The sequence below is a fragment of the Myxococcus sp. AM009 genome (assembly GCF_013372605.1).
Classification (GTDB): domain Bacteria; phylum Myxococcota; class Myxococcia; order Myxococcales; family Myxococcaceae; genus Myxococcus; species Myxococcus vastator.
In genome coordinates, this window is sequence record NZ_JABXEP010000135.1 from 1 (window position 1) to 22588 (window position 22588).

The window sequence follows — 22588 nt, forward strand, 5'->3', positions numbered from 1 at the left end:
GCTCCGGAGCACCAACCCCACCGATGGGTCCGTGGGCAAGGGCAGCAGCTCCAGCGGATTCCCCACGGGAAGCGGGAGCGCCACTCCGTCCGCGAGCGCGGAGGCGAGGTCCGGCGCGACCTGCCGAATCACGGGCAACAGCTCGCTCGCGCGCTCCGCGTCACGGGCATCCCGGGACACGCCACGCACCACACGCAGTGAGAACGGGCCATGCTCGGGTCGCACTCCCGCGAGCCGCACCCGCACACCGGTGGGCGCCCGGGCAGACAGGACAGCCTCCACGACGCCGGTGGCGGCCGCCTCCTCGGGCACCACGTCTCCCAGCCAGAACGTTCCATCCGCTGCCCAGGCCACCACCCGGTAGAGCGGCGCCACTGGCACGAGCACCGGCCCCAGCACCCCACCCGCCAGCGACGGCGTCACCTCCACGGGCCGCCACTCCGACACGTTGGCCAGGTCCTCCAGCCGCTCGGGCCCGGCGCCCTCGCGCCCCTCGCGCTTCGACACCTCCCACAGGTGCCGGTCCGCGTCGGTGATGGAGGCCACGCCCACGCGGGCCTCTCCCTGGAAGGGCACATCCCCTCGCAGCACCACGCGCAGACGCAGCCCCTCGGGACGCGGGGGCTCCGGCGCCACGGGCGGCGGCTTCACCGGGGTCGCGGCTGCCATGCGCGCGGCGGGTGCGCGGGGAGGTGCCCCCGGCGCGGCGACGTCCGCGGGCCACAGCCACCACATCGCGAGCGCCGCCAATACCAGCGCGGCGCCCCCCACACCCCATGCGCGACGTCTCAAGAGACTCAGTCCGTATCGCTGTTGGAATACAGCGTCAGGTAGATGGGCGCGTGGTCCGACAGGCGGGTGACGAAGTCCCGCGTGTTCCCGATGTAGTCGCGCCCCGCCGAGGAGAACTCCGTCACGTAGGTCGGCTGCATCCAGAAGTGGTCATAGGCATTCACGTAGCTGCCACTGAGGTTGATGGTGGTGGCCACGTTCAGCGTGCAGGTCACCGTGGGAGACAGCGCCACCAGGTTCGCCCACGACGACGCCGTGCACGCCATGTTGTGGTCCCCCACCAGGATGACGTCCTGGTCGGTGGAGCTGGCGTCCTGCACCGACTTGAACACCGCGCCGATGCGCTTCACCTCGGCGTCGCGGTCCGCGGGGTTGCCCCAGACGGTGTGCCAGTTGATGAACGTGTAGTCAGCGCCCGTGGGATTGTGCCGCACGCGGACGATTTGCGGCTCGCGCTCGAACACATCCCCCGCGTCGCCGTACACGCTGGAGGACAGCAGCGACACCGTGTCCTCCCGGTACAGCACCGCGTAGATTTCCTTGTACGACGAGCGCCCGATGAGCGGCGTCTGCGCATAGCGCCACTTCACGCCAGAGACGGCGTTGAGCTCCGCGACGACCGCCGGAACCACGCTGGTGTTCATCACCTCCTGCAGGAACACCACGTCACAGCCGTTGTTCGAATTGCTGTTCGCGCCGTACTGCCGCCAGATCTGCTCCGCGTCCTCGCGATACGTCTGCTCCGCGGTCCACCCCTCGTGACGCAGGTTCCAACTGACGACGCGCAGATAAGAGCCCGCATGGGCCAGCGTGGGCACAGCCAGGACGACCAGCACCACCACGCGCAGCAACAAGGACGACATTCCCATGGAGTGACCTCGGCGTGAGAGGGCAACTGTCCTAGTGGATGAAGTCCGTGACCGGCAACCCACTTTCCTGAAACACAAGAAATACAGGGTCCTCGGAGACCTACATCGCGGCGTGACTCGCCGTCCGCGTGACACGCAACGCCACGCCTCCGCCCATTAAATGCAACTTGATTGCATATGAATCTAGATGGCAGATTATCGCGAGCGTTCCTGGAATGGGGACCTGGCGGGGACGGCGGAGCTTTGTCCAGCCACGAAGGAGGGCGCGTCATCGTGAGCCGAATCATCTGGAGCCTGGGATTCACGGGACTCGCGCTGGCCTGCGCCACTGCCTCCTGGCTTCACCGGCCGGTGGAGCTTCCACGGCGGGCTCCTGAGCCCGAGGCCGCCGCTCCGCTCGCCCCGGCCCCCACGCCGCGCCCAATCGCCGTCGCGCGCCGTCCCGCCGGCCCGGTCCCCCAGGCGCTGCCGGGCGTGCGTCCCAGCGACGAACCCACCTTGGCGCCCGCCTCGCGCTCCCGGCGCGCGCCTCCCGCCTCGCGCCTGCCCCTGGTGAAGGCCCTGCGCGGAACCTACGCCGCGCCCGAGGCCCGCCGGGACGCGGTGCTGGCGGAGCTGAGGGCGTCCGGTGTGAGCCACGAGCCCTGGACGGAGCAAGCCCGGGCGGCGCTGGCGAAGTGGCACGCCCAGGTGGAGGCCGATGTGCTGCCCGTCCAGGCCGAGCCACCTCGCTGCTTCGCGGCGGGCTGCGTCGCGCGCGGCACCTTCCCGGACGGCGACTCCTTCCAGGAGGCCTTCCGCCGCACCGCCGACCTGCAGCTCGGCGAGCGCACCACGCACATGCAACTGCCTCCCGAGCGCAAACCCTCGGGAGAGGTCGTGGCCGCGTGGCTCGTCCTGCGCCCCGCCACGCCCTGACCACCCCTGTGTCACCCCGCAGTACCCCTCCAAGGAGCAATCACCATGAAGCTGCAATTCCCCTTCAAGCAGTCCCTGCTCGCCACCAGCGTGGCCGTCCTGCTCGCCGGCTGCGGCACCCCCGTCGAGGAGGATGCCCCCACTGCTCCCGAGGCCGCCGCCCTGGAGAGCAGCGAGGAGGCCCTGTTCAACGCCCTCCCCTCCTGCGAGGAGCCCGAGGAGCTGGAGCACATCGTCGAGCACGCGTGCTACCACGCCGAGTACGGCCCCTTCGAGCCCGTCACCGCCGCCGCCCTGGGCGCGCCTGTCCTCGTGGACGTCAGCCAGGCGCACACCGCCTACCAGGTCACCCTGCCGCAGCACATGCCGTGGAACTACGCCGGGCGCGTCTCGTTCCTCCCGGACGAGTCGGGTGAGTTCGCCTTCATCCTGTCGCGCAACCGCGGCCTGCGCATCTTCGAGGCCGCCACCGGCACCGAGGTGGCCCGCGAGTGCCGCTACACCGTCCCCACCGAGGTCTGCTCCAGCCTGAAGAAGGCCACCGTCGCGGACCTCGAGGCCGACACCGAGTACTACCTGGAGTTCCGCTCCATTCGCCCCAGCAACGCCTCGTTCACCCTCATCATCGAGGAGGCGGGTCACCACCACTGACCTGACCTGCTGAGCGTCTTTCGGGCCCACGGCGGGAGCTTCCTCCTCCCACCGTGGGCCTTCGCGCGTTTGCGCCACTGCAACACATGCACCTGAGTTGCATTTGAATCCATGAAGCATGTAGGAAGCACCCCATGCGCCCGACCCTCCGAGTCCTCTTCCTGACCGCGTGTGCCACGGTGGCCATCGCCTGTGGCGGAGACGAAGACCCACCCCCTGTCGAGCAAGGCGACCCCTGCGAGCCCAACGGCCACATCCACCGGGAGCCCACCGGTGACTGGTGCCACTGCAACAAGGGCTACCTTGCCGCCGAGGATGGCCTGGCCTGCGTGCCGGACCCGGACTACGTCCCCAGTGACGGCTTCGACTTCGGCGACGACGGCGAGCACGCGTGCTGGCACGTCACGAACGGCCCCTTCGTCACCGTCAACGCCACGACCGCCCGTCATCCGCGCGTGGACGACTTCCACACCTACTACACGGTGAAGCTCCTCCCGGAGGACGGCCAGTACGTGGGGACCTTCAGCTACAAGGCCTTCGCCACCGGCAACTTCGTCGTCTACCTGAGCAGCCCGGACGTGCCCGTCACTCTCACCGAGACGGCCATCAGCACCACCGTGCCCCAGGCCGGCACCCAGGCCACCGGCGGCTTCTGCGACGGGCTGAAGCACATGGTCGGCTACGAACTGACCGACCGCGTCCAGTACACGCTCCAGCTCGGCCCCACGTCCCTGCCCGAGCTCCACATGGTCATCGAGCACCTGCAGTAGCGCGTCCGGGGCGAACCGACCTTCCGCGTTATTGCAACCAAGTTGCTAATACGTCATGAGTGGCGATTACCGGCGCTCACGGCTTTGAGCCCGGCTCACGAAAGGAAGCCTCATCATGAAGCTGACCCAGCGGACCCTTTTCAGTGCATTCCTCGGCCTGTCGCTGGCCGCCTGCGGCCCCATGGACGACGCGGGGCAGGACTTCACGTCGGAGCAGGAGCAGCCCCTGGAGGCCACCTGCACCAGCGTGGACAACACGGCCATGACGACGCACGCGTGCGCCCACGCGTCCAACCCTGGCGACAACGTGAACGTGAACGGCACCAGCGGCGCGCCCAACATCAGCACCCAGCACAAGCACTACACGGTGACGCTGTCCGGCGGCGGCGCGGGCACGGTGACGTACATCCCCGTGGCAAGGACGTCGCCCAGCTCCACCGTGGAGTCCGTGGCGTTCTACGCCACGCAGAACGTCACCATCACCGCGGTGGACACGAGCGTCACGCCCAACGTCACGCTGAACGCGCTGGTGAGCACCGACGGCATCACCGAAGGCACCTGCGCGCTGCACCACGCGCGGGTGTTCGACCTGACGGTCGGCCACACCTATGAAATCAACATCAGCGCGCCCACCACCTCGGTCGGCATCGTGCCCGAGTACCTGTATGACAACCGCGGCCGCTACTACCGGGACGCGGACGGAGATGGCTACGGCGCGAGCAGCCCGCTCTACCGCTTCGCGTGTGAGGCGCCCGCGGGCTACGTCACCCAGCGCTTCGACTGCGACGACACCGACCCCACCATCTTCAACTGCTAGCCCGTCACCCACTGGGTGACCTGGGCCGCACCTCGGCCCCTCCACCGGGGCGCTCCGCTCACCACGGGGGCGCCCCGGCTCTCCTCCTCGCACCATCCCCACCAAGGCCCTCCGATGCGAACCGCCGCCACCACCACCCTGCTCGCCACGTGCGCCCTGCTGGCCCTGGCCGGCTGTGACAACGACGACCCCACGCCGCCCAATCCGTTGCCGGACGCGGGCACCCAGCCCGACGCCGGCACGCAGCCCGACGCCGGCACGCAGCCCGACGCTGGTTCGGTCCAGGGCCCCGCGGTCATCGGCTCAACTCCCTCGGAGGGAGAGACCAACGTGCTGCCCGTGGAGCTGTTCAAGACGGACGCGATGACCACCGCGGCGCGCAAGCGCGTCACGCTCGTCTTCGACACGTCCATGGACACCACGGCGGCGGAGGTCACGCTCGTCGACCGGACGACTCCGGCCAATGCGCCTCGCACCCTGACGGGCACCTGGCTCGAGTACGGCCACATGCTGCTGGTCGACATCCCCCGGCCCGAATCCGACCTGCCCCCGCTCGAGGAGGAGACGGCGTACACCCTGGAGCTCGGCGGACTGCGGAGCGCCGAGGGCCACGCGGTGGACACGTCCCACGCGGGACTCGGTGATGGACGGCTGGACTTCACCACCGGCCGGCGCGACGGCACCACCGAGCACGCCTGCGCCCACGCGCTGCTGGAGAGCCCGGTGCCCGTCACCGCGAGCGCCTCCCCCACCATCTACCCCGCGACGGACGCCTCCCACGAGTTCTACGCCCTGACGCTCCCCGCCAGCGGCGCGTCCTTCCTGGGCTACACGGAGGTCGTTTCGGGAGAGAGCCGGGACGAGCCCGTCGTCCTGTACCTCGACCGCCCCATCCCCGTGACGGTGCACGACACGACGGAGGGCGAGGACGCCGTCGCCTCCGCGCTGGAGCCCGCCCGGCCCGTCTGCCTGCCCGCCATCAGCCACACGCTGAAGTTCACCGCCCCCGGCGGCGACCGCTTCCTCCGGCTCACCTTCGGGCCGACGGAGCAGGAGACGTTCAACTTCGTCTTCGAGCGCTACTGAGTCAGGGCTCGGTGGCGGGGTGCAGCGCCGCGCCCCGCCCCGCGCGCAGCAGGTGGAGCGCGAGCCCCACGCCCATGACGCTCACCGCGGCCACGTAGTGCGCGGGGGCCAGGGGCGACACCTTCATCAGCAAGGTGACGACCAGGGGCGTGAGCCCACCGAAGAGGGCGTAGGCCATGTTGTAGGAGAAGGACAGCCCCGAGAAGCGCACCGGAGCGGGGAAGGCGCGCACGATGGCGGTGGGGACCACGCCCACCACGCCGACGCTGAAGCCCGCCAGCGCGGACAGCGGCACCAGCGCCTCCGGGGACGCCGCCGCGGCCAGGTACAGCGCATACGCCGCCGCCAGCATCAACGCACAGCCCAGCCCCAATGACGGGCCCACCCCCACCCGGTCCGCGAGCAGGCCGTAGGCCACGCAGCCGAACGTGAGGCTCAGCGTGGCCACGCTGCTGGACACCAGCGCGTGCGTGGCGGTGACGGCGTGCAGGCTCTGCATCAACGTGGGCGTCATCAGGATGACCACGACGATGCCTGCGGTGAGCACCCAGGTGAGCAGCATGGACATCACCACGGCGCCGCCATGGCCTCGCAGCACGGCCTTGAGCGGCAGCTCCTTCACCAGCGCCTTGCGCCGCCGCAGCTCCTCGAAGACGGGCGTCTCCGCCAGCCAGCGGCGCAGGAACACCGCCAGGAAACCGAACACGCCGCCGATGAGGAAGGGCGCTCGCCAGCCGTAGGCGCTCACCTGCCCGGGGCCCAGCAGCGAATTCACCGCCGTGGCCACCAGCGAGCCCAGCAGGATTCCGAACGTGAGGCCCGCGGTGAGCGTCCCACACGCCAGCCCCACCCTGCGCGACGGGACATGCTCCGACACGAAGACCCAGGCGCCCGGGACTTCGCCGCCCACCGCCGCGCCCTGCACCGCCCGCAGCAGGAGCAGCGCCAGGGGCGCCGCGTAGCCCGCCGTCTCATAGGTGGGCAGCAGGCCTATCAGCAGCGTGGGCACCGACATCATGAACACGCTCAACGTGAACATGCGCTTGCGGCCCGCCCGGTCCCCGAAGTGGGCCATGACGATGCCGCCCAGCGGGCGCGCCAGGTAGCCCGCCGCGAACAAGCCGAAGGCCTGCAACTGACGCAGCCACTCCGGCGTGTCGGGCGGGAAGAAGCGCTCGCCGATGACCTTGGTGAAGAAGACGAAGATGATGAAGTCGTAGAACTCCAGCGCCCCACCCAGCGCCGCCAGCGTGAGCGTCCGGGCGTCTTCACGAGTCAGGGGCCGCTGCGGGAGGTCCTGCGAGGATGGGAGGGAGGACATGGCGGGTCGGCGTTCGATGAAACCATGGACCGCGCCGCCGCGCTCACTCCGCCCGCTTGCGGCGGCGTGACACGATGCGGCTCAAGGCCACCTCGGTGATGCCCAGGTAGGCCGCGACGTCCCGCTGAGGGACACGCCCGTGCAGGTGGGGGTGTTCCTGCCAGAAGCGCTCCAGGCGCTCCTCCGCGGACAGGTCGAGGAACTCCTGCTCGCGGCGCTCCTTCAAGATGTAGTGCTGCTCCGCCACCCGCCGGGCGAGCTGGGCCCAGCAGGCGTGGCCGGCCTCCAGCGCCTGGAGGTCCCGCGCCTGGAAGGCCAGCACGCGGCCCGGCTCCAGCGCTTCAATGGACGTCATGGAGGGCTGGCCCTGCAACATCTCCGCGTAGGCGCCGATGAGCTCCCCCTCGGCGCGGAAGGCCTTGATGGACTCCTCCCCCCGAGCGGAGACGCGCACCGCGCGGAAGACGCCCTGGAGCACCAGCCCGAAGCGGTCCGCGGAGTCCCCTGGCCGCAGGAAGAGAGCGCGCTTGTCCAGCGCCTGCTCCCGCGCCAGCGCCTCCGCCTTCAGCCATTCGCTGGCGGGGAGCGGCGCGAGCGCGGCGATGTGCTCGAAGAGCTTCGGGTATCTCAAGCGGAGGGCACCTGGGCTTAACCCAGGTTAAGGCGGCCTTGCTCCGGGCGCCATACACCGGCGGCATGAGCATCAACGTCTACGCCGTGGCCACGCCCTTCGTCATCGTCCTGGCGCTGGGGGAGTTCGCCTACTGCGTCATCCGGCGCAACGGGTACTACGCCTTCCAGGACTCCATCGCGAGCATGGGCACCGCGGTGCTCAACCAGTGCGTCAACGTGGCGGTGGCGCTGCTGGTGCTCCCGCTCTTCATCCAGTTGGGACAGTTCGCCCCCTGGCAACTGGGGGTGTCGTCCCCGCTGGAGCTGGTGGCGCTCTTCCTGGGCGTGGACTTCCTCTTCTACTGGTTCCATCGCTTCGGCCACCGCACCAACATCGGCTGGGCCGCCCATTCGCCGCACCACTCCACCGAGGAGCTGAACTACGCGGTGGCCCTGCGCGCGAGCGTGACGCAGCGCCTCTTCTCGTTCCTCTTCTACTGGCCGCTGGTGCTGGTGGGCTTCCCGCCCGAGGCCGTGCTGGCCATGGTGGCCTTCCACCTGGTGCTCCAATTCATTCCGCACACGCGCGTCATCCCGAAGCTGCCCCGGTGGATTGAGTCCTGGCTCAACACGCCGTCGCACCACCGCGTCCACCACGCGCGCAATGACGTCTACATCGACAAGAACTACGCGGGCTTCCTCATCATCTGGGACAAGCTGTTCGGCACCTTCCAGGAGGAGAAGGAGGCGTGCTCCTACGGCCTCACCTCCCCGCCCAACACCTGGGACCCCACCGTCATCAACTTCCAGGCGTGGGGGAAGCTCGTCGGTGACGCGGTGGCCACCCGGAGCCACTGGGACCGGCTGCGCATCTGGGTGATGCCCACCGGCTGGCGGCCCGCGGACCTTCCGCCGCGCCCTTCCCTGGGCTGGAAGAAGGACGGCGTGGAGCTGAAGTTCCAGTCCACCGAGCTGCCCGGCACCCGGGGCTACCTCGTGTTCCAGCTGCTGGCGGCGATGCCCTTCATGCTGCTGGTGAGCCACCACGCCTCGCCGCTGACCGGCTGGCAGAAGCTGGTGCTCAGCCTGCTCTTCTGGGCCATGGCCACCGCGTGGAGCGGGATGCTGGAGTCACGGCGCTGGAGCCTGCCGCTGGAGCTGGGGCGGGTGCTCGCCATGGGGGCGGCGGTGACGTGGTGGCTGGTGCACGCCTCCGCGCCGCGGAGCTGGACCGCGCTGTGCGCGGCGTGGATGGGCGTGTCGCTCGTCTGGCTGGTGGTGGTGCGCGGCGCCAGTCAGGGCGCCACGCCCGTGCCGCAGGGCTCGCGCTGAACGCGCGTCAGGCGGGCTCCCACGTCCCGGCGAAGGCGGTGTAGCGGCGCACGTTGAGAGTCAGCGCCCGGTACACCTGCGTGTCGGGCGTCAGCTCCACCACCCCGCCACCCTCGGGCACCGTCACGCGGTCGAAGTGCGCGCCTTCGAACCAGCGGTGGGGCTGCACCTCCACGACGAAGCGGCCGCCTTCGTCGAGCTCCGCCGCGATGGGCACGAAGTCCACGCGCTGCAGCTCCACGGGCGGCGGGAAGTCCAGGGCCACCCGGAACGGGACGTGCGCCTCCTGCCGGGACGCGGTTCCTTCCAGAATCATCGACCGGCCGCCCAGCGCCGCGCCCTCCGCGCCCAGGGCCCGGGACGGCGGCTGGAGCAGCAGCGAGAAGGAGCGCGCCAGCCCGGCGATGCCCGGCGAGCGCCCCAGCTCCCGCACCTCGCCCACCTCCGCCAGCAGGTCGAACACCACCTCGCGGTCCCACTCCCCCAGCACCGTGCCACCGGAGAAGAAGTGCCCGTCGTGGGCGTGCGCGGTGGGCAGCAACCACTGTCCCAGCCGTCGCAGGACGCGCGGCGCCGAGGCCGTGGGCTCCAGCGGCGAGGCATTCTCGAAGATGTAGATGGGGCCCAGCACCATCACCCCGGACGACAAGCGGACGCGCCAGCCCGCGTCGGTGGTGAACTCGCCGAGCGCGTCCTCCCCAGGGGCCTTCGCGGTGCGCAGGCCCATGCGGAAGGTGACGCTACGGCCTCCCGTGCCAGAGAGGCCACAAGCGGACGCGCCTCCCACGAGCGCGGTGCCCAACATCCAAGTGAAGGCGCGGCGGGTGGTGTGCGGCGGGGACGTCATGGCGAGTCCTCCTGGAGGTCCAGGTGAAGGGTGAGCGTGCCCATGAACATGCGGGGCGCGCCCGCGGTGAAGTGCCGGGTGGCCATCAGCGACGGAGGCGCGTCCGGGCCGCGGAAGTTGGACACGTAGTTGAACTCCGACTCGCGCCAGCGCGTGTCGAGCAGGTTCTCCACCGACAGGCCCACCTCCACCGCCTTCCAGCGGGCCCGCGTGCCCACGTCGAACAGGAAGATGGGCGCGCTGTAGCGGTCCAGCGGCAGGGGCCTGGGGCCGATGGCGCTGTGTCCCAGGGCCACGTTCCAGTCCACCTGCTGCCCCGCGACGCGGGTGGTGCCTCGCAGCGAGGCATCCACGCGGCCCAGCAGCTCCGGGATGTAGGGCATCACCGTCCCGTCCCACAGCTTCCACGCCGAGGCCCCGGGCGCGGGCAGCGTGGCGCGCGCCCAGGCCAGCGAGGCCTGGACGTCCACCCTGTCCCTCAACGTCCCGCGCGCGCTGACGAAGGCGCCCAGCCGCTGCGAGGCGCCCACGGGCTGGTTGCGGCCCACCGTCTCGTCGAACACGAAGTCCTGCGACACGCGCGTGGCGAAGAAGGCGCCGCGGGCCTCCAACGCCAGGGGCCCGTCCAGCCGCCAGCCCAGGCCCGTCTCGCCCGAGGCCACGCGGGCGTAGGGCGCCAGCTCCGCGTCGGACAGCGCGGCGGCGTCGCTGGAGCGCGCGCCCAGGCCCGCGCTGGTGAGCCAGGTGAGCCGGGGCGTCAGGCGAAGCTCCGCCGACGCGCGCGGGCTGGCGAAGAAGCCGTAGGCCTCCAGGGACTCGTCGGGGAGGCGGGGACCATCGCGGTCCTGGGTGGGCCGGTTGAAGTCATCCACGCCGAAGAGGAAGGTGTCCAGGCGCACGCCGCCGCGCAGGGTGAGCCACGACAAGGGGGCGACTCGCAACGAGGCGTAGGCGCCCAGGTTCGTGGTGCGCACCTGGTTGTCGAAGACGGTGGCGTAGGGCACGCCGCCGCTGTCCCTCAGCCGGCGCGAGCGCGTGCGCACGTCGTCGTAGCGGGCCACGTAGCCGAGCTCCAGCGGCTGCGGCTGCCCCAGCAACGTGAGCCCCGGGACGTAGCGGCCCCGCAGGCCCAGGGTGGAGCCGCGGTAGTACCCTTCCGTGTTGTCACCGCGCTGGCTTTGGCCGTCCGGCGGGGTGGTGTCCAGCAGGAAGCCCGTGAAGTTGTCGCGGATGCGCGTCTGCCGGAGGATGACGTAGCCCTGCTGGACGAAGCGCCCGCCGCGCTTCAGCCGTGACTGGAGCTCAGCGGAGAGGAGGTGGCGCTGCCCGGCGCCGCCCTGGTTGGGGTCGTAGGAGCAGAAGAACTGCGAGTCCGCATCCGGAGCGCACGGCATCCGGGCGTCCACCACGTCCGTCTCCCGCACCACGCCCGGCGACGCGAAGCGCATGCCATAGCTGGTGCCGAACAGGCGCAGCCGCGACTCGTCGCCCACGCGCAGCTCCACCTGCGCCATGAGCCCCGCGTTGGCGTAGGAGCGGTTGGGGCCGAAGCCGTGGCCCTGGCGCAGCAGCAGTCCCACGAAGGTGGCTTCACTGGCCTCCGGCGGTCCCCAGACCAGGGACAGCCGGCGCGCGGCGTAGCTGCCCGTGGAGAGGGACGCGGTCAGGCCGCGCCGCGCCAGTCCGAGCTGGTACTCCACCGTGCCCGCCACGCCGAAGTCGCCCTGGGATGCGTCGTAGGGCCCCTCGGTGACGCGCAGGGACTCCACCAGCTCCGGGATGATGAAGTACGTGTCCGCGTAGCCGTGGCCGTGCGCGTGGGACACCTCGTTGAGGGGGACGCCGTTGAGGCGCAGCTCCACGTCCTTGCCCTCTCCCGCGTCGAAGCCCCGGATGTAGATGCTCTCCGCGTGGCCCTCGCCGCCGTGGTTGGCCAGCATGACGCCGGGTGCCAGCAACATCAGGTCCGACGCGGAGCGGCGCGGCACGTCCGCGAGCTGCCCCACCGGGATGTGGAAGTCGCCCACGGCGACCGGCGGCGGTGCCTGGGAGGCGCCGCGGACCGTGGTGGAGAAGGACGGTGGCTTGGGCGCCACGGGAGCATCCGCGGCCGGCGTCTCCGGACGCGGCGCTTCGCCTCCAGGGGACGAAGCGCCCGGCTGCGCTCCCGCGCCCTGCCCTATCGCCGCCCCTGGAGGCTCCTCCGCCCCGTCATGTCCAGAAGCCACGGGCTCGACGTGGTGGCCATGCACCGGCGGCACGAAGGTGACGGGCACATCCACCCGCACGTCGATGGCTTCTTCGCCGCGCCGAGCCGGCTGGAACCGCCAGCGCAGCGCGGCATTCATCGCGGCGCGGTCCAACGCAACGCCAGCGGACTGCCGCACCTCCACCCGGGACACCTCGCCCGCGCGGTCGATGGTGAGCCGCAGCAGGACGGTGGCGGGCACCTCGGGCGGGGGCACCTCCGAGGGCAGCACGGGCCCTGGCGCCTCCAGCGGCACGGGTGGAGTCACAGGCAGCTCGGCCGTGGCGCTCAGCACGCAGAGCACCAGAGTCGGAATCCACACGGGTGATGACCTCACTAGGTTCCGGAGCGACCCGCCCTGGGACGGAACTCATGCATCCGGGTTGCATCCACACCCCAGATACACCACGCCCGGATTGACTCGCAACCACGTTGCAATTAACTACTTATTGCATGAACACGGAGCGGCGGCAGTCCCGGAAGTGGTGGTGCGCGGCCCTGGTGGTGTGGGGCCTGGCGGGCACGGCCTGTGACAACGTGGCCACGGGCGACGTAAAGGTCACGATGAGTGGGGGTGATGGCACGCAGCGTGGGCTCCCGGACACGCTCTTCCAGGATGGCTGGTCCGTCCAGTTCACCCGCTACCTGGTGTCGCTGGGCGACGTCACCCTCACCTCCGCGTCCGGCGAGACGCACAGCAGCAGCCGCCACGTGCTGGTGGACGTGCAGAAGGGCGACATCCCCCTGGTGGACTTGACGGGTGTTCCGGCGGGCCGCTGGGACGTGGGCTTCCGGGTGAGTCCCCCCGAGGCGCGCACCGAGCTGGCAGACGGGCAGGTCTCCGCGGAGGACCTCGCGATGATGCGCGAGCGCGGCTTCAGCTACTTCGTGGAAGGTCACGCGACGAAGCAGAACGAGCCCGTGCTGCGCTTCCGCATGGGCTTCCCCGTCAACGCGCTGATGAACAACTGCATCAACGGCGCGGACGGGACGCAGGGCATCATCGTTCCGGAGGGCTCCGTGGCCCGGCCCGAGGTCACCATCCACGCCGAGCACATGTTCTATGACAGGCTGGGCACGCACCGGGGCGTGCAGCTGCGCTTCGAGGCCATCGCGGCCACCGCGGGCGAGGACCACGTCATCACCCCCGAGGGGCTCGCCACGCAGGCGCTCACTGACCTCCGGGGCCGCGACGGCGACGAGCTGCGCGACGCCCAGGGCCAGCCCGTCATCTACCAGCCCGGCGCGTTCGACGTGCGCACGCTCCAGGAGTTCATCACCCAGAGCGTGGTGGATCAGGCCCACCTCAACGGAGGCGGCGTCTGCACCGTGGTGAAGTGACGCCGCGTCACGCCATCATGGGCACGAGGGACTTCCCCACGTCGCTCGCACCGTCGTCGAGCAACCGCGCCTCCGCCCGCCGGGGCAGGCAGAGTCGGAAGGAAGTGCCCTCGCCTTCCGAGGAGCGGACCGTCAGCCGCCCCCGGTGCGACTCCACGACGGCCCGGGCGATGTAGAGCCCCAGGCCCAGGCTGGAGCGGTCCAGCTCCCGCGAGTCCTCGCCCCGCCGAAAGGGCTCGAACAGGTGCGGCAGCAGCGAGCGGGGAATGGGCGAGCCCTCGTTGTGGACCTCCAGGAAGACGGCGTCCGGCTTCTCCCAGGTGGAGAGGCGGACGGCGGACGGCTCCGGGCTGTACTTCAAGGCGTTGTCCAGCAGGTTGGCCACCACCTGCCCCATGCGCTCCAGGTCCCAGACGCCGTGCAGGCTGTCGCGTGAGAAGTCGCACCGGATGACGCGACCCGGCCGGGCCACCTGCAGCTCGTCCACCACCTCGCGGCACAGCGCGTTGAGGTCGCCCGCCCGTGGCATGACGGAGATGCCTCCCCCCAGGCGCGAGCGCGTGAAGTCCATGAGCAGCTCCACGATGTGCTGGATGCGCTCGCCGCTGCGCGCCACACGCTCGAACGCCTTCTGCTGCGCCGGCTCCAACGCGCCACCGGAGAGCTGACTCTTCGCCGTCGTCAGGACGACGGACAAGGGCGTGCGGATGTCATGGCCGACGATGCCCATGAGCTGCTGCTCCAGCTCGGAGGCCCGCTGCGCCGCCTCCTCGGCCCGGCGCCGCTCCGCGAGCTCCACCGCCTGCCGCTTCACCTGCTCGCCGCGAAGATGCAGCATCACGAAGACCCGCACCTTGGCGCGCAGGATGTCCGGGTCCACGGGCTTGAGCAGGTAGTCCACGGCGCCCTGGGCATAGCCTCGGGTGACGAAGGCCGCCTCGCGGCTCAGCGCGGTGATGAAGAGGATGGGCAGGTGGCTCGTCCGCTCGCGCGCGCGGATGAGGCGCGCCGTCTCCAGCCCATCCAGCCCTGGCATCTGCACGTCCATGAGGATGCAGGCGAACTCTCCGCGCAGCAGCTCGCGCAGCGCCTCCTCGCCGGAGCGGGCCAGCACCAGCTCCTGGCCGAGCGGCTCCAGGATGGCTTCCAGGGACAGCAGGTTGGCGGGCGTGTCGTCCACCAGGAGGATGCGCGCGCGCGGCGTGTCCTCACCCGGGGGGTCTCGAAAAACGGAGTGCGGCATCGAATCCAGGTGTCGGGTGGAGAAAGGCGGCCTCGCTGGTCGACCCATCCGGGCCTGACCGCTGCGAGCCACGCTCCGACAACACCTTCCGGGGCCCCCACGTTCCAGCCCCTCGGTGCCTGGAGCGCGGCGGGTGGCCAGCGGCGGACATGCCACCGGCCCCCCGCCCGGTACCTGGAGGCTGCCGTCAGGCCCGCGGCGGCTCCTCGCGCCTGGCGGCGACTTCCTTACGGACCTGCTCCATGTCCAGCGCCTTCACCTGCTTGAGCAGGTCCTCCAGCGCGGCGGCCGGCAGCGCCCCGGGCTGCTCGAACAGGAGAATCCCGTCACGAAACACCATGAGCGTGGGGATGGAGCGAATCTCGAACGCCCCGGACAGCTCCTGCTGGGCATCCGTATCAATCTTCCCGAAGACGACGTCCGGATGCTTGTTCGAGGTCTGCTCGAAGATGGGCGCGAAGGCACGGCAGGGGCCGCACCACGTCGCCCACCAGTCCAGGATGACGATGCCCTCCTTGGACACCGTCTCCTTGAAGTTGTCCTTGGTGATTTCGACCGCTGCCATCAGGTCCTCGCTTTCAACGAACGTCCAGGAGCTCCACCTCGAAAAGCAGGGTGGAGTTGGGGGGAATAACGGGCGGGAACCCTCGCGCGCCATATCCCATCTCCGGCGGGATGGTGAGCTTGCGCACGCCGCCCACCTTCATGCCGGCCACCCCCTTGTCCCAACCCTCGATGACCTGCCCGGCGCCCAGGCTGAACGTGAAGCCCTGGCCCCGGTCCCGGCTGCTATCGAACTTGGAGCCGCTGGTCAGCGTCCCCACGTAGTGCACGGTGACGGACTTGCCGGCTGTCGCCTCGGTGCCGGTGCCCACCTTCACGTCTTCCATGTTCAAACCCATCCAACGCTCCTCTGACCGCGTGAAAGGACGGCACCTTAGCGCGACCTCAGCGCCTGTGCGCCCCTGGAAAGCACGGCGGCGCGGGCCCGTTGGCTACCGGGCACCGCGCCACCGATTCCTGCTCAAGCCGCCTGGGGCTTCGTCCTCGCGTCAGTCAGAAGGTACCGCCGACGCTGACCGTGCCCTGGTAGCTGCCGCCCCCCTCGAAGTCACCGCCGCCCGGGTCGATGCCCGGGGCGAAGTCCTTGTCGAAGAGGAAGTTGTAGTTGGCGCGCGCGTCCACGACGAACTGGCCGACGTGACCTCGCAGCCCCAGGCCCGCGGGCACGTTGCCCACGGTGTCGTCGCGGTACCCCAGGGACTCGCCGCCCCGGAAGTTGTAGTCGTTGATACCAATGCCGCCCAGCAGGTACGGCTGCCACGCCGTGGGCACGATGCCCAGCGTCAGGACGGCCTGACCGCCGTTACGCACGAGGTCCGGGCCGCTCGCGCCCGTCTCCGCGTTGCGGATGTTGTTGAGCGCGCCCGTGTAGCCCAGCTCGATGCCCAGCACCTTGGACGGCTTGATGGCCGCGCGAACGCCCGCGGTGGCACCGGGGCTGAGCTGTGGAGCCAGCGCGCCGGTGTAGCCCTCCACACCGCCGCCCAGCATCACCGAGAGGCCCTTGATTTTGTTCTTGTCCTCACGCTGCTCCACGTCCATCGGCTCGGCGCGCTCGGCCGAAGGCTGGAAGCTGGAGGGAGGCGGCGTCGTGGCGATGCCACTCCCCCCCATGGCGTCCTCCTCCGGGGGAGGGTAAGCGGACTCCGGCTCCGGGTAGACGGGCTGCCCGCTGCCGCCCGTGCCCATCGGCGGCGCCGGCGGCACCACGAGCTGCTCGCTGTCATGCGTGCCCTGGGGCGCGGCGGGAGGCGGCGTCATGGACTCCTGGCCGCTGCCGCCCGTGCCCTGCTGGCCCACCGGCTCGCAGCGGACGGGCACGTTCATGTAGACCTCGCCCTGGGCGCCCGAGGGCTGCTGGCCGCTGCCGCCGAGGGCCGCGTCGTCCATGCCCTCCTGGCCGCTGCCGCCGATGCCCATGCTGTCCTGCGACTGCTGGCCGGAGACGTCGGGAACGGGCTCCATCTCCAGGATGATGGTGTCGTCCTCCTGCAGCATGTCATCGCCGCTCAGGTCGTCCTGCTGTCCCTGGGCCACCATTGCGTCTTGCTGGCTCTGGCTGGTGCTGGCCTGAGGTGGCGGGCAGTCGCCGTCATCGGCAACGGCAACGCCTCCGTACATGAGCGCCGCAACGGCGCCCGCCAGGATCTTCGCTTTCATCCATGCCTCCATCGTCGAGTGGCAGACATGAAGGTTGTTTCCCGCGCGACATCCGGCAAGGCTCGGCGACGGCACTCACCCCCGGGGGTAATTGCCCGGGGAGCAGGCCACCGGGCGTGGTGGACGGCCCACAGGCGTGCTACCCCTGCCGCATCCACTCCGTGCCGGTGACGACGGGCAGTTGCAACGCGCGCTCCCGGTCCAGGTCCAGGTTGCCGATGTGGAGCGACAGCGGTGACTGCACCCACTTGTAGATGGACTGCTGGAAGAGGCGGACGAACTTCTCCACGTAGCCGCTCAGCCGGGAGGCCTCCACCTCCGGGAACATGGCGGTGAGCGCATGGAGGATTTCGGCGGGCGTCAGCTTCTCACTGCCGTACAGGTAGAAGCAGGCGTCCAGGATGGGGAAGGGCATCAGCTCCTCTTCGCCCACCTGGTCATGCGCCAGCTCCGGCCCCGCGGGCTTGGCGAGCACCTTGCGGATGCCCTCGTGGCCCGTGGTGTCCTGGAGGTAGTCGAGCAGGTACATCACCACCGTCTTCGGGACGTTGGCGATGACGGCCAGCGCGCCCATGAGGTCCCCGCCGATGGTGGTGTAGCCCACGGACTTCTCGCTCATGTTGCCCGTCTGCAGGAAGAGCCCGCCGCAGGAGTTGCTCCAGTTCCACATGCGCTGGGCGCGCAGGCGGGCCTGGATGTTCTGCTCGGTAATCGGCGTGACGTCCTTGCCGCCCAGCATCGTCTTCGCGACGGCGCGCTCGCGCTCGAAGGCCTCGTCGATGGACACCACCTGGAAGGCCACGCCCAGTTCGCGCGCAATCGTCTCCGCCGCGTCGCGCGTGGCGTCGCTGGAGTAGCGGCTGGGCATGTAGAACGCCTGGATGAGCGAGCCGGGGTTCTCCGGCCGCGCGCGCTTCGCGTACCGGTGCGCGATGAGCAGCGTCAGCAGCGAGTCCCGCCCGCCCGACAGCGCGATGCCCAGCACCTTGAAGGCGCGCGTCTTCTCGAAGTAGTCGCCCACGCCCAGGCAGAGCGCGTCCAGGAGGTCCTCGCACAGCGCCTCCCGCGCGGTGCGGCGCGTGTCCGGGGGCGGCAGGAAGAAGCTGCGGTGGGGAGGCACCGGGTACGTCAGCGCGTCGCGCCGCGTGTGCACCGCCTGGGTGCAGTCCAGCACCGCCGTCGCCTGGCCGCCTTGCGCCAGCCACGACTCGCGGTCCACGCGCCAGGTGGTGGCCTCGGCGCGCAGGCGCAGGGTGCGGTCCAGGTCCACCACCGCCGCCGCGTAGCCTTCCTGGAAGCGCGGCGTCTCCATGACGTGGCGGCCGTTCTGGTTGAGGAAGCCGCCGCCGTCGAAGATGAGGCCGTCGTTGCTGCCCACCGCGTTGCAGTAGGCAATGGTGCACTGGTGGTCCGCCGCGCGGGTGGCGATGAGCTCGCGCCGCGTCTCCACGAAGCCCAGCCGGAAGGGCGACGCGGACAGGTTCACCACCAGCTCCGCGCCGGAGTACGTGCGCCGCCGCATGGGGCCGTCCGCGCTCCAGATGTCCTCGCACACCTCCGGGGACACCACGCCGAAGTCGAAGCGGAACAGGTAGTCCCCCAGCGGCACGCCCCGGTGGACCTCCGCCATGCCCGGCTGGCCCCGGCCGAAGGTGCGCGCCTCGTAGAAGACGCTGTAGGTGGGCAGCTTCTCCTTGGGGACCAGGCCCAGGATGCGGCCACCGGCCACCACCGCCGCGCAGTTGAGGCGCAGGCCCTGGTGGGCCACGCCCACGCCCACCACGAAGACCGTCGGCAGCGCCGCCGTCTCACGCGCGAAGCGCTCCAGCTCCGGCCACTGGCGGTCCATGAAGCCCTGCCACTGCACCATGTCCTCGGCCGGGTAGCCGGCGATGACCTGCTCCTGGAAGACGCCCAGCGTGACGCCCTCCGCCGCCATCTTCCCCGCCAACGCCAGCGCCTTGTCCGTGTTCCGGGTGAAGGACCCCACGGTGGTGTTCACGCTGGCAAGCCCGAGCTTCACGAGCCGCATGGTTGCTCCCGTCCCTTTCGATGACGCGTCCGGCGCGCAGCAATGCGCGGGCCGCCGGACAAGGCAAGCGCAACCCGCTCAGTTCAAGGGGCCGGTGGGCCGCAGGGGCTGGAGCCTGCCGATGAGCGCCCCCACGTCCTCCAGCACACCCTCCAGGCGCCTGCGCACGTCCAGTTCCGCCAGCAACTCCTGCCGCCGCTCGGGCTCTGGGATGACGGCGGACGCCACCACGTCCGCGAGCATGCCGCCCTGGGCCCGCGCCGCCACTGGCAGCAGGTTCTCCGCGAAGGACGGCGGGACACGGCCGGCCAGCTCGAAGACGGCCTGCCGCAGCTGCTCCTCCTCCGGGCCCTCGAAGGGCAAGTCCGGCAGCACCTCCGCGAGCACCTCCCGGTAGGCCTTCTCCGTCGTCAGCTCGGACGTCATGCGGATGCGGCTCACGCCTTGGAGGAGGATGTTGTAGCGCCCCTCCTCCACCTGTTCGTCCCAGACGATGACGCCCGCGCACATCATGGGCAGCATGGGCGGCTTGCCGCCGTAGTTGCCTTCCCAACCCGGCTCGAGCTGGGACAGCGCCAGGACGCGGTCTCCCGCGAGCGCGTCCCGGAGGAGCGCCCGGTAGCGCGGCTCGAAGATGTGCAGCGGAATGACGGTGTGCGGGAACAGCACCGCCGACGGGAGGGGGAAGACCTTCAGCGCGCTGGCGGCACGCTCGATGCGTTCTTGAGCGGTCATGGGGGGCACCTTGGTGTGATAAGCCCGGCTCCCCCCAGCCGCATTCCAAACGAGCTCTGGAATGATACGCCCTGTTCCATCGGCGGGCCCACACCCCGCCTCGGAGGGCAGATGGAATCCCGGGAATCCCACACCCCCACCCTTCCCTGCACGGGCGTAGGATGGCGCGGGTGCTGAGAACCCATCCGGTGGACGTCCTCTTCGCGGGCCTCTCCCGCCGCGCCCGGCTCTTCTCCCAAGGCTGGGGTGACGAGCAGCTCCTCGAAGAGGTCGCGGCGGCCGCGCCGTTCCAGCAGCGGCTTGCGTCCATCGCGCCCGAGTGGAGCGCGCCCCGGCTCCAGCGTGGCCTCCAGGTCCGGGATGGCACCTTTCCGTCCCCGCTGGCCCGGCTCGACGCGGCGGCGCGCACGGCCCATGTCCGGTGGCTGAGCGCGGGGCCAGGGCGCTCACGCGGCGCCTGCGTCGTGCTCGCGGCGTCCCGCGAGGAGGGCTTCTCCCTGCGCGAGCGCATGTACGCGCCGCTGGCGCGGGAAGGCATCGACCTGTTCCTGCTGGAGAACCCCTATTACGGCCTGCGCCGCCCCGTGGGGCAGAAGGGCGGCGCGCTGCGCACCGTCAGCGACCACGTCTTGATGAACCTGGGCATGGTCGACGAGGCCCGCGCGCTGCTCGCGTGGCTGCGCGGCCAGGGCCACGCGCGGCTGGGCGTGGCGGGCTACAGCATGGGTGGCTACATGGCGGCGCTGACGGCGGCCGTCGTCCCGGAGCCGCTCGCCGTGGCGGCGCTCGCGGCCGGAGCATCTCCGGTCCCCGTCTTCACGCAGGGGCTGCTGTCCTGGTCCATTGCCTTCGCGTTGCTGGATGGCCCCCGGCGCGACGCGGAGCAGGCCCGGAGCCGGCTGGGGCGGATTTTCGACCTGGCGAACCTCACGCGCTTTGCGCCGCCGCGGCAGCCCGAGGCGGCCGTCCTGGTGGCCTGCCGGCGTGACGGCTTCGTGCCCGGTGACGAAGCGCTCGCGCTGCACGCGCACTGGCCCAGAAGCGAGCTGCGGTGGGTGGACGCCGGGCACGTCACCGCGCTCTTCACGGAGCGGGCCGCGCTGTGCGCCGCCATCCGGGATGCGCTGGCGCGGGTGGACGCCACGGCGTGAGCGCGTGCGTGCCTCAGTGCCGCACGCCGCCAACGGCCGCCACGGCAGACGCCTCACCCACGCGCGGCTCCGGCTCCACCGCGGCCAGGGCCGTGGCCACCGTGCCCATGAGCAGCTCCGGCCGGACGGGCTTCTCCAGCACGCGGGTGGGCACGGAGTCGATGAACGCGCGGGACTCTGGCGTATAGGCGCCGCCGGAGATGAACACCACCCTCGCGGCCAGGTCCGGCGCGTGGGCGCACAGGTGCTGGTAGACGGCGGCGCCGTCCGTCTCCGGCATCTGCAAGTCACACAGGATGACGTCGAAGCGGTGACCCGCGTCCACCAGCGCCAGCGCCTCGCTGCCCCGCGTGGTGGTGACGACGTCGTGGAAGGGCTCCAGCAGCAGCCGCATGGACTGCGCCAGGCGCGGCTCATCATCCACCACCAGCACCCGGCCCCGCCGCGCCGCGGGCGGCTGCGGCAGGCTGACGCGCGGCAGTGGCCGTGGCGGCGCGGGCGCATGCGCGCGGGCGGGCGGCAGCAGCACGCTGAAGACGGAGCCCCGGCCCGGCTCGCTCCGGACCTCCAGCTCCCCCCCGTGGGCGCGGACAATCTGCTGGCAGATGGCGAGCCCCAGCCCCGTGCCCTCGCCGCTGGACTTGGTCGTGTAGAAGGCCTCGAAGATGCGCGGCAGCACGTGCGCGGGAATCCCCGCGCCGCTGTCCACCACGTCCACGCGGGCCCGGCCGGAGGCATCCGTGCTGGTGCGCACGCGCACCTCGTTCAGGGACGGGTTGCCCTCTGGAATCGCCTGCATCGCGTTCACCAGCAGGTTGAGCAGCACCTGCCCCAGGCGGGCCTCGCTGCCCGACACGCGCGGCACCGGACCGAACTCCTCCACCAACCGGGCGCGGTGGCGCAGCGCGTGGCTGATGATGCGTACCGCGGGCGGCACCAGCGCGTTGAGGTCCACCAGCCCCGGGTCCTGGCTCCCCTGGCGGCTGAACACCTGGAGGTCCCGGACGATGAGGCGGATGCGCTCGGCGCCTTCCAACGCGCCCCGCATGTTGGCCATCGCGTCGCGCATGCCCGACATGCCGCCCTGGCTCAAGCCGCGCTCGGCGGCCTCCAGGTTCAGCACCAGGTAGGCCAGCGGGTTGTTGATTTCGTGCCCCACGCCGGCCGCGAGCGTGCCCACCGCGGCCACGCGCTCGGCCGCCACCAGCCGGGCCTGGAGCTCCTTGGTCGCGGAGATGTCGCGGTGGGTGGCCACGAAGTGGGTGATGTCCTCGCCCGTGGCGCGCACCGGGGACAGCAGCACCTCGCTCCACACGAGGCCGCCCTGCTTGTGCGTCAGCTTCACCTCCGCGAACACCGGCTCGCCCGCGAGCAGCGACTGCCGCGTGCGCTGGCGGAACTCCGGCTCCTGCGCGCCGTAGAGCGAACACGGGTCCTGGCCCACCAGCTCCGCCAGCTGGTATCCCAGGAGCGAGCACAGGGCCTCGTTGGCGAACACGGTGCGCAGCGCGCCTCCCGCGCGGACCTCCGCGATGAGGACACCTTCGTGCACGCTGCGCACGGTGGTGCCCAGCAGTTGGAGCTGGCCAACGGCGCGCTG

The 22588-nt window shown here is 70.8% G+C and carries 20 protein-coding genes and 1 pseudogene; 8 read left to right on the top strand and 13 right to left on the bottom strand.

Features of this window, described 5'->3' with window-relative positions:
- Both HV824_RS27060 and HV824_RS27065 read right to left on the bottom strand, forming a co-directional pair.
- A pseudogene (locus HV824_RS27060) lies at nucleotides 1-792 on the bottom strand (carboxypeptidase regulatory-like domain-containing protein); the annotation flags it as partial.
- Nucleotides 793-797: 5 nt separating this feature from the next.
- On the bottom strand, nucleotides 798-1661 hold the full coding sequence (locus tag HV824_RS27065) for a deoxyribonuclease I (RefSeq protein ID WP_176424581.1): 864 nt from the start codon (nucleotides 1659-1661) through the stop codon (nucleotides 798-800).
- Nucleotides 1662-1934: 273 nt separating this feature from the next.
- Between HV824_RS27065 and HV824_RS27070 the strand changes: the two genes are divergently transcribed.
- The 5 genes from HV824_RS27070 to HV824_RS27090 all read left to right on the top strand — a co-directional run bounded on the left by HV824_RS27070 (nucleotide 1935) and on the right by HV824_RS27090 (nucleotide 5903).
- Nucleotides 1935-2579: a hypothetical protein gene (locus HV824_RS27070; RefSeq protein WP_368738111.1), complete on the top strand. Its 645-nt coding sequence runs from the start codon at nucleotides 1935-1937 to the stop codon at nucleotides 2577-2579.
- Between the two features lie 45 nt (nucleotides 2580-2624).
- Nucleotides 2625-3230 (top strand): hypothetical protein, encoded by a 606-nt coding sequence (locus HV824_RS27075; RefSeq protein ID WP_255208375.1) that lies wholly within the window; start codon nucleotides 2625-2627, stop codon nucleotides 3228-3230.
- Between the two features lie 134 nt (nucleotides 3231-3364).
- Nucleotides 3365-4000, top strand: a complete 636-nt coding sequence (locus HV824_RS27080; RefSeq protein WP_176415806.1) for a hypothetical protein — start codon at nucleotides 3365-3367, stop codon at nucleotides 3998-4000.
- A 115-nt stretch (nucleotides 4001-4115) separates the two neighbouring features.
- Entirely contained in the window at nucleotides 4116-4817 is a 702-nt protein-coding gene (locus tag HV824_RS27085; RefSeq protein ID WP_176424583.1) for a hypothetical protein, read from the top strand.
- 114 nt (nucleotides 4818-4931) lie between these two features.
- Nucleotides 4932-5903, top strand: coding sequence for an Ig-like domain-containing protein (locus HV824_RS27090; RefSeq protein ID WP_217917788.1), 972 nt, complete (start codon nucleotides 4932-4934; stop codon nucleotides 5901-5903).
- A gap of 1 nt (nucleotide 5904) precedes the next feature.
- Here the strand turns inward: HV824_RS27090 and HV824_RS27095 are convergent, their stop codons facing one another.
- Complete coding sequence (locus tag HV824_RS27095; protein ID WP_176424585.1) at nucleotides 5905-7224, bottom strand: MFS transporter; 1320 nt, start codon at nucleotides 7222-7224, stop codon at nucleotides 5905-5907.
- Nucleotides 7225-7267: 43 nt separating this feature from the next.
- Complete coding sequence (locus tag HV824_RS27100) at nucleotides 7268-7855, bottom strand: Crp/Fnr family transcriptional regulator (protein WP_176415810.1); 588 nt, start codon at nucleotides 7853-7855, stop codon at nucleotides 7268-7270.
- Nucleotides 7856-7893: 38 nt separating this feature from the next.
- On the opposite strand from HV824_RS27100, the gene HV824_RS27105 reads away from it, so the two are divergent.
- Nucleotides 7894-9168 carry a sterol desaturase family protein gene (locus HV824_RS27105; protein ID WP_255208376.1) on the top strand — a complete coding sequence of 425 codons (1275 nt, stop codon included), beginning with the start codon at nucleotides 7894-7896 and terminating at the stop codon, nucleotides 9166-9168.
- A gap of 7 nt (nucleotides 9169-9175) precedes the next feature.
- On the opposite strand, the gene HV824_RS27110 is transcribed toward HV824_RS27105, so the two are convergent.
- On the bottom strand, nucleotides 9176-10015 hold the full coding sequence (locus HV824_RS27110) for a hypothetical protein (RefSeq protein WP_176415811.1): 840 nt from the start codon (nucleotides 10013-10015) through the stop codon (nucleotides 9176-9178).
- On the bottom strand, nucleotides 10012-12600 hold the full coding sequence (locus HV824_RS27115) for a TonB family protein (protein ID WP_176424586.1): 2589 nt from the start codon (nucleotides 12598-12600) through the stop codon (nucleotides 10012-10014). The genes HV824_RS27110 and HV824_RS27115 overlap by 4 nt, the downstream gene beginning before the upstream one ends.
- A 116-nt stretch (nucleotides 12601-12716) precedes the next feature.
- Between HV824_RS27115 and HV824_RS27120 the strand changes: the two genes are divergently transcribed.
- The gene (locus HV824_RS27120; protein WP_176415813.1) at nucleotides 12717-13604 is read left to right on the top strand and encodes a hypothetical protein; all 888 of its coding nucleotides are present in this window, start codon (nucleotides 12717-12719) and stop codon (nucleotides 13602-13604) included.
- 7 nt (nucleotides 13605-13611) lie between these two features.
- On the opposite strand, the gene HV824_RS27125 is transcribed toward HV824_RS27120, so the two are convergent.
- The 6 genes from HV824_RS27125 to HV824_RS27150 all read right to left on the bottom strand — a co-directional run bounded on the left by HV824_RS27125 (nucleotide 13612) and on the right by HV824_RS27150 (nucleotide 19837).
- On the bottom strand, nucleotides 13612-14847 hold the full coding sequence (locus HV824_RS27125) for a hybrid sensor histidine kinase/response regulator (protein WP_176424587.1): 1236 nt from the start codon (nucleotides 14845-14847) through the stop codon (nucleotides 13612-13614).
- A 187-nt stretch (nucleotides 14848-15034) separates the two neighbouring features.
- Complete coding sequence (gene trxA / locus HV824_RS27130) at nucleotides 15035-15412, bottom strand: thioredoxin (protein WP_176415815.1); 378 nt, start codon at nucleotides 15410-15412, stop codon at nucleotides 15035-15037.
- 13 nt (nucleotides 15413-15425) lie between these two features.
- Entirely contained in the window at nucleotides 15426-15749 is a 324-nt protein-coding gene (locus tag HV824_RS27135) for an FKBP-type peptidyl-prolyl cis-trans isomerase (protein ID WP_176415816.1), read from the bottom strand.
- A 154-nt stretch (nucleotides 15750-15903) separates the two neighbouring features.
- Nucleotides 15904-17145 carry a hypothetical protein gene (locus tag HV824_RS27140; RefSeq protein WP_176415817.1) on the bottom strand — a complete coding sequence of 414 codons (1242 nt, stop codon included), beginning with the start codon at nucleotides 17143-17145 and terminating at the stop codon, nucleotides 15904-15906.
- A 64-nt stretch (nucleotides 17146-17209) separates the two neighbouring features.
- Nucleotides 17210-19102, bottom strand: a complete 1893-nt coding sequence (gene nadE, locus HV824_RS27145) for an NAD(+) synthase (protein WP_176415818.1) — start codon at nucleotides 19100-19102, stop codon at nucleotides 17210-17212.
- Between the two features lie 78 nt (nucleotides 19103-19180).
- Nucleotides 19181-19837: an LON peptidase substrate-binding domain-containing protein gene (locus HV824_RS27150; RefSeq protein ID WP_176415819.1), complete on the bottom strand. Its 657-nt coding sequence runs from the start codon at nucleotides 19835-19837 to the stop codon at nucleotides 19181-19183.
- A 161-nt stretch (nucleotides 19838-19998) separates the two neighbouring features.
- On the opposite strand from HV824_RS27150, the gene HV824_RS27155 reads away from it, so the two are divergent.
- Nucleotides 19999-20988 (top strand): alpha/beta hydrolase family protein, encoded by a 990-nt coding sequence (locus HV824_RS27155; protein WP_176424588.1) that lies wholly within the window; start codon nucleotides 19999-20001, stop codon nucleotides 20986-20988.
- Between the two features lie 13 nt (nucleotides 20989-21001).
- Here HV824_RS27155 and HV824_RS27160 read toward each other — a convergent pair.
- Nucleotides 21002-22588, bottom strand: a 1587-nt coding sequence (locus HV824_RS27160; RefSeq protein ID WP_176424589.1) for a hybrid sensor histidine kinase/response regulator, incomplete at its 5' end; no start/stop codon positions are given.

Coding starts and splice junctions, on each gene's coding strand:
- HV824_RS27090 (WP_217917788.1), top strand. CDS start 4,932: ATGCGAACCGCCGCCACCACCACCCTGCTCGCCACGTGCGCCCTGCTG.
- HV824_RS27085 (WP_176424583.1), top strand. CDS start 4,116: ATGAAGCTGACCCAGCGGACCCTTTTCAGTGCATTCCTCGGCCTGTCG.
- HV824_RS27080 (WP_176415806.1), top strand. CDS start 3,365: ATGCGCCCGACCCTCCGAGTCCTCTTCCTGACCGCGTGTGCCACGGTG.
- trxA (WP_176415815.1), bottom strand. CDS start 15,412: ATGGCAGCGGTCGAAATCACCAAGGACAACTTCAAGGAGACGGTGTCC.
- HV824_RS27155 (WP_176424588.1), top strand. CDS start 19,999: ATGGCGCGGGTGCTGAGAACCCATCCGGTGGACGTCCTCTTCGCGGGC.
- HV824_RS27110 (WP_176415811.1), bottom strand. CDS start 10,015: ATGACGTCCCCGCCGCACACCACCCGCCGCGCCTTCACTTGGATGTTG.
- HV824_RS27120 (WP_176415813.1), top strand. CDS start 12,717: ATGAACACGGAGCGGCGGCAGTCCCGGAAGTGGTGGTGCGCGGCCCTG.
- HV824_RS27150 (WP_176415819.1), bottom strand. CDS start 19,837: ATGACCGCTCAAGAACGCATCGAGCGTGCCGCCAGCGCGCTGAAGGTC.
- HV824_RS27065 (WP_176424581.1), bottom strand. CDS start 1,661: ATGGGAATGTCGTCCTTGTTGCTGCGCGTGGTGGTGCTGGTCGTCCTG.
- nadE (WP_176415818.1), bottom strand. CDS start 19,102: ATGCGGCTCGTGAAGCTCGGGCTTGCCAGCGTGAACACCACCGTGGGG.
- HV824_RS27075 (WP_255208375.1), top strand. CDS start 2,625: ATGAAGCTGCAATTCCCCTTCAAGCAGTCCCTGCTCGCCACCAGCGTG.
- HV824_RS27095 (WP_176424585.1), bottom strand. CDS start 7,224: ATGTCCTCCCTCCCATCCTCGCAGGACCTCCCGCAGCGGCCCCTGACT.
- HV824_RS27135 (WP_176415816.1), bottom strand. CDS start 15,749: ATGGGTTTGAACATGGAAGACGTGAAGGTGGGCACCGGCACCGAGGCG.
- HV824_RS27125 (WP_176424587.1), bottom strand. CDS start 14,847: ATGCCGCACTCCGTTTTTCGAGACCCCCCGGGTGAGGACACGCCGCGC.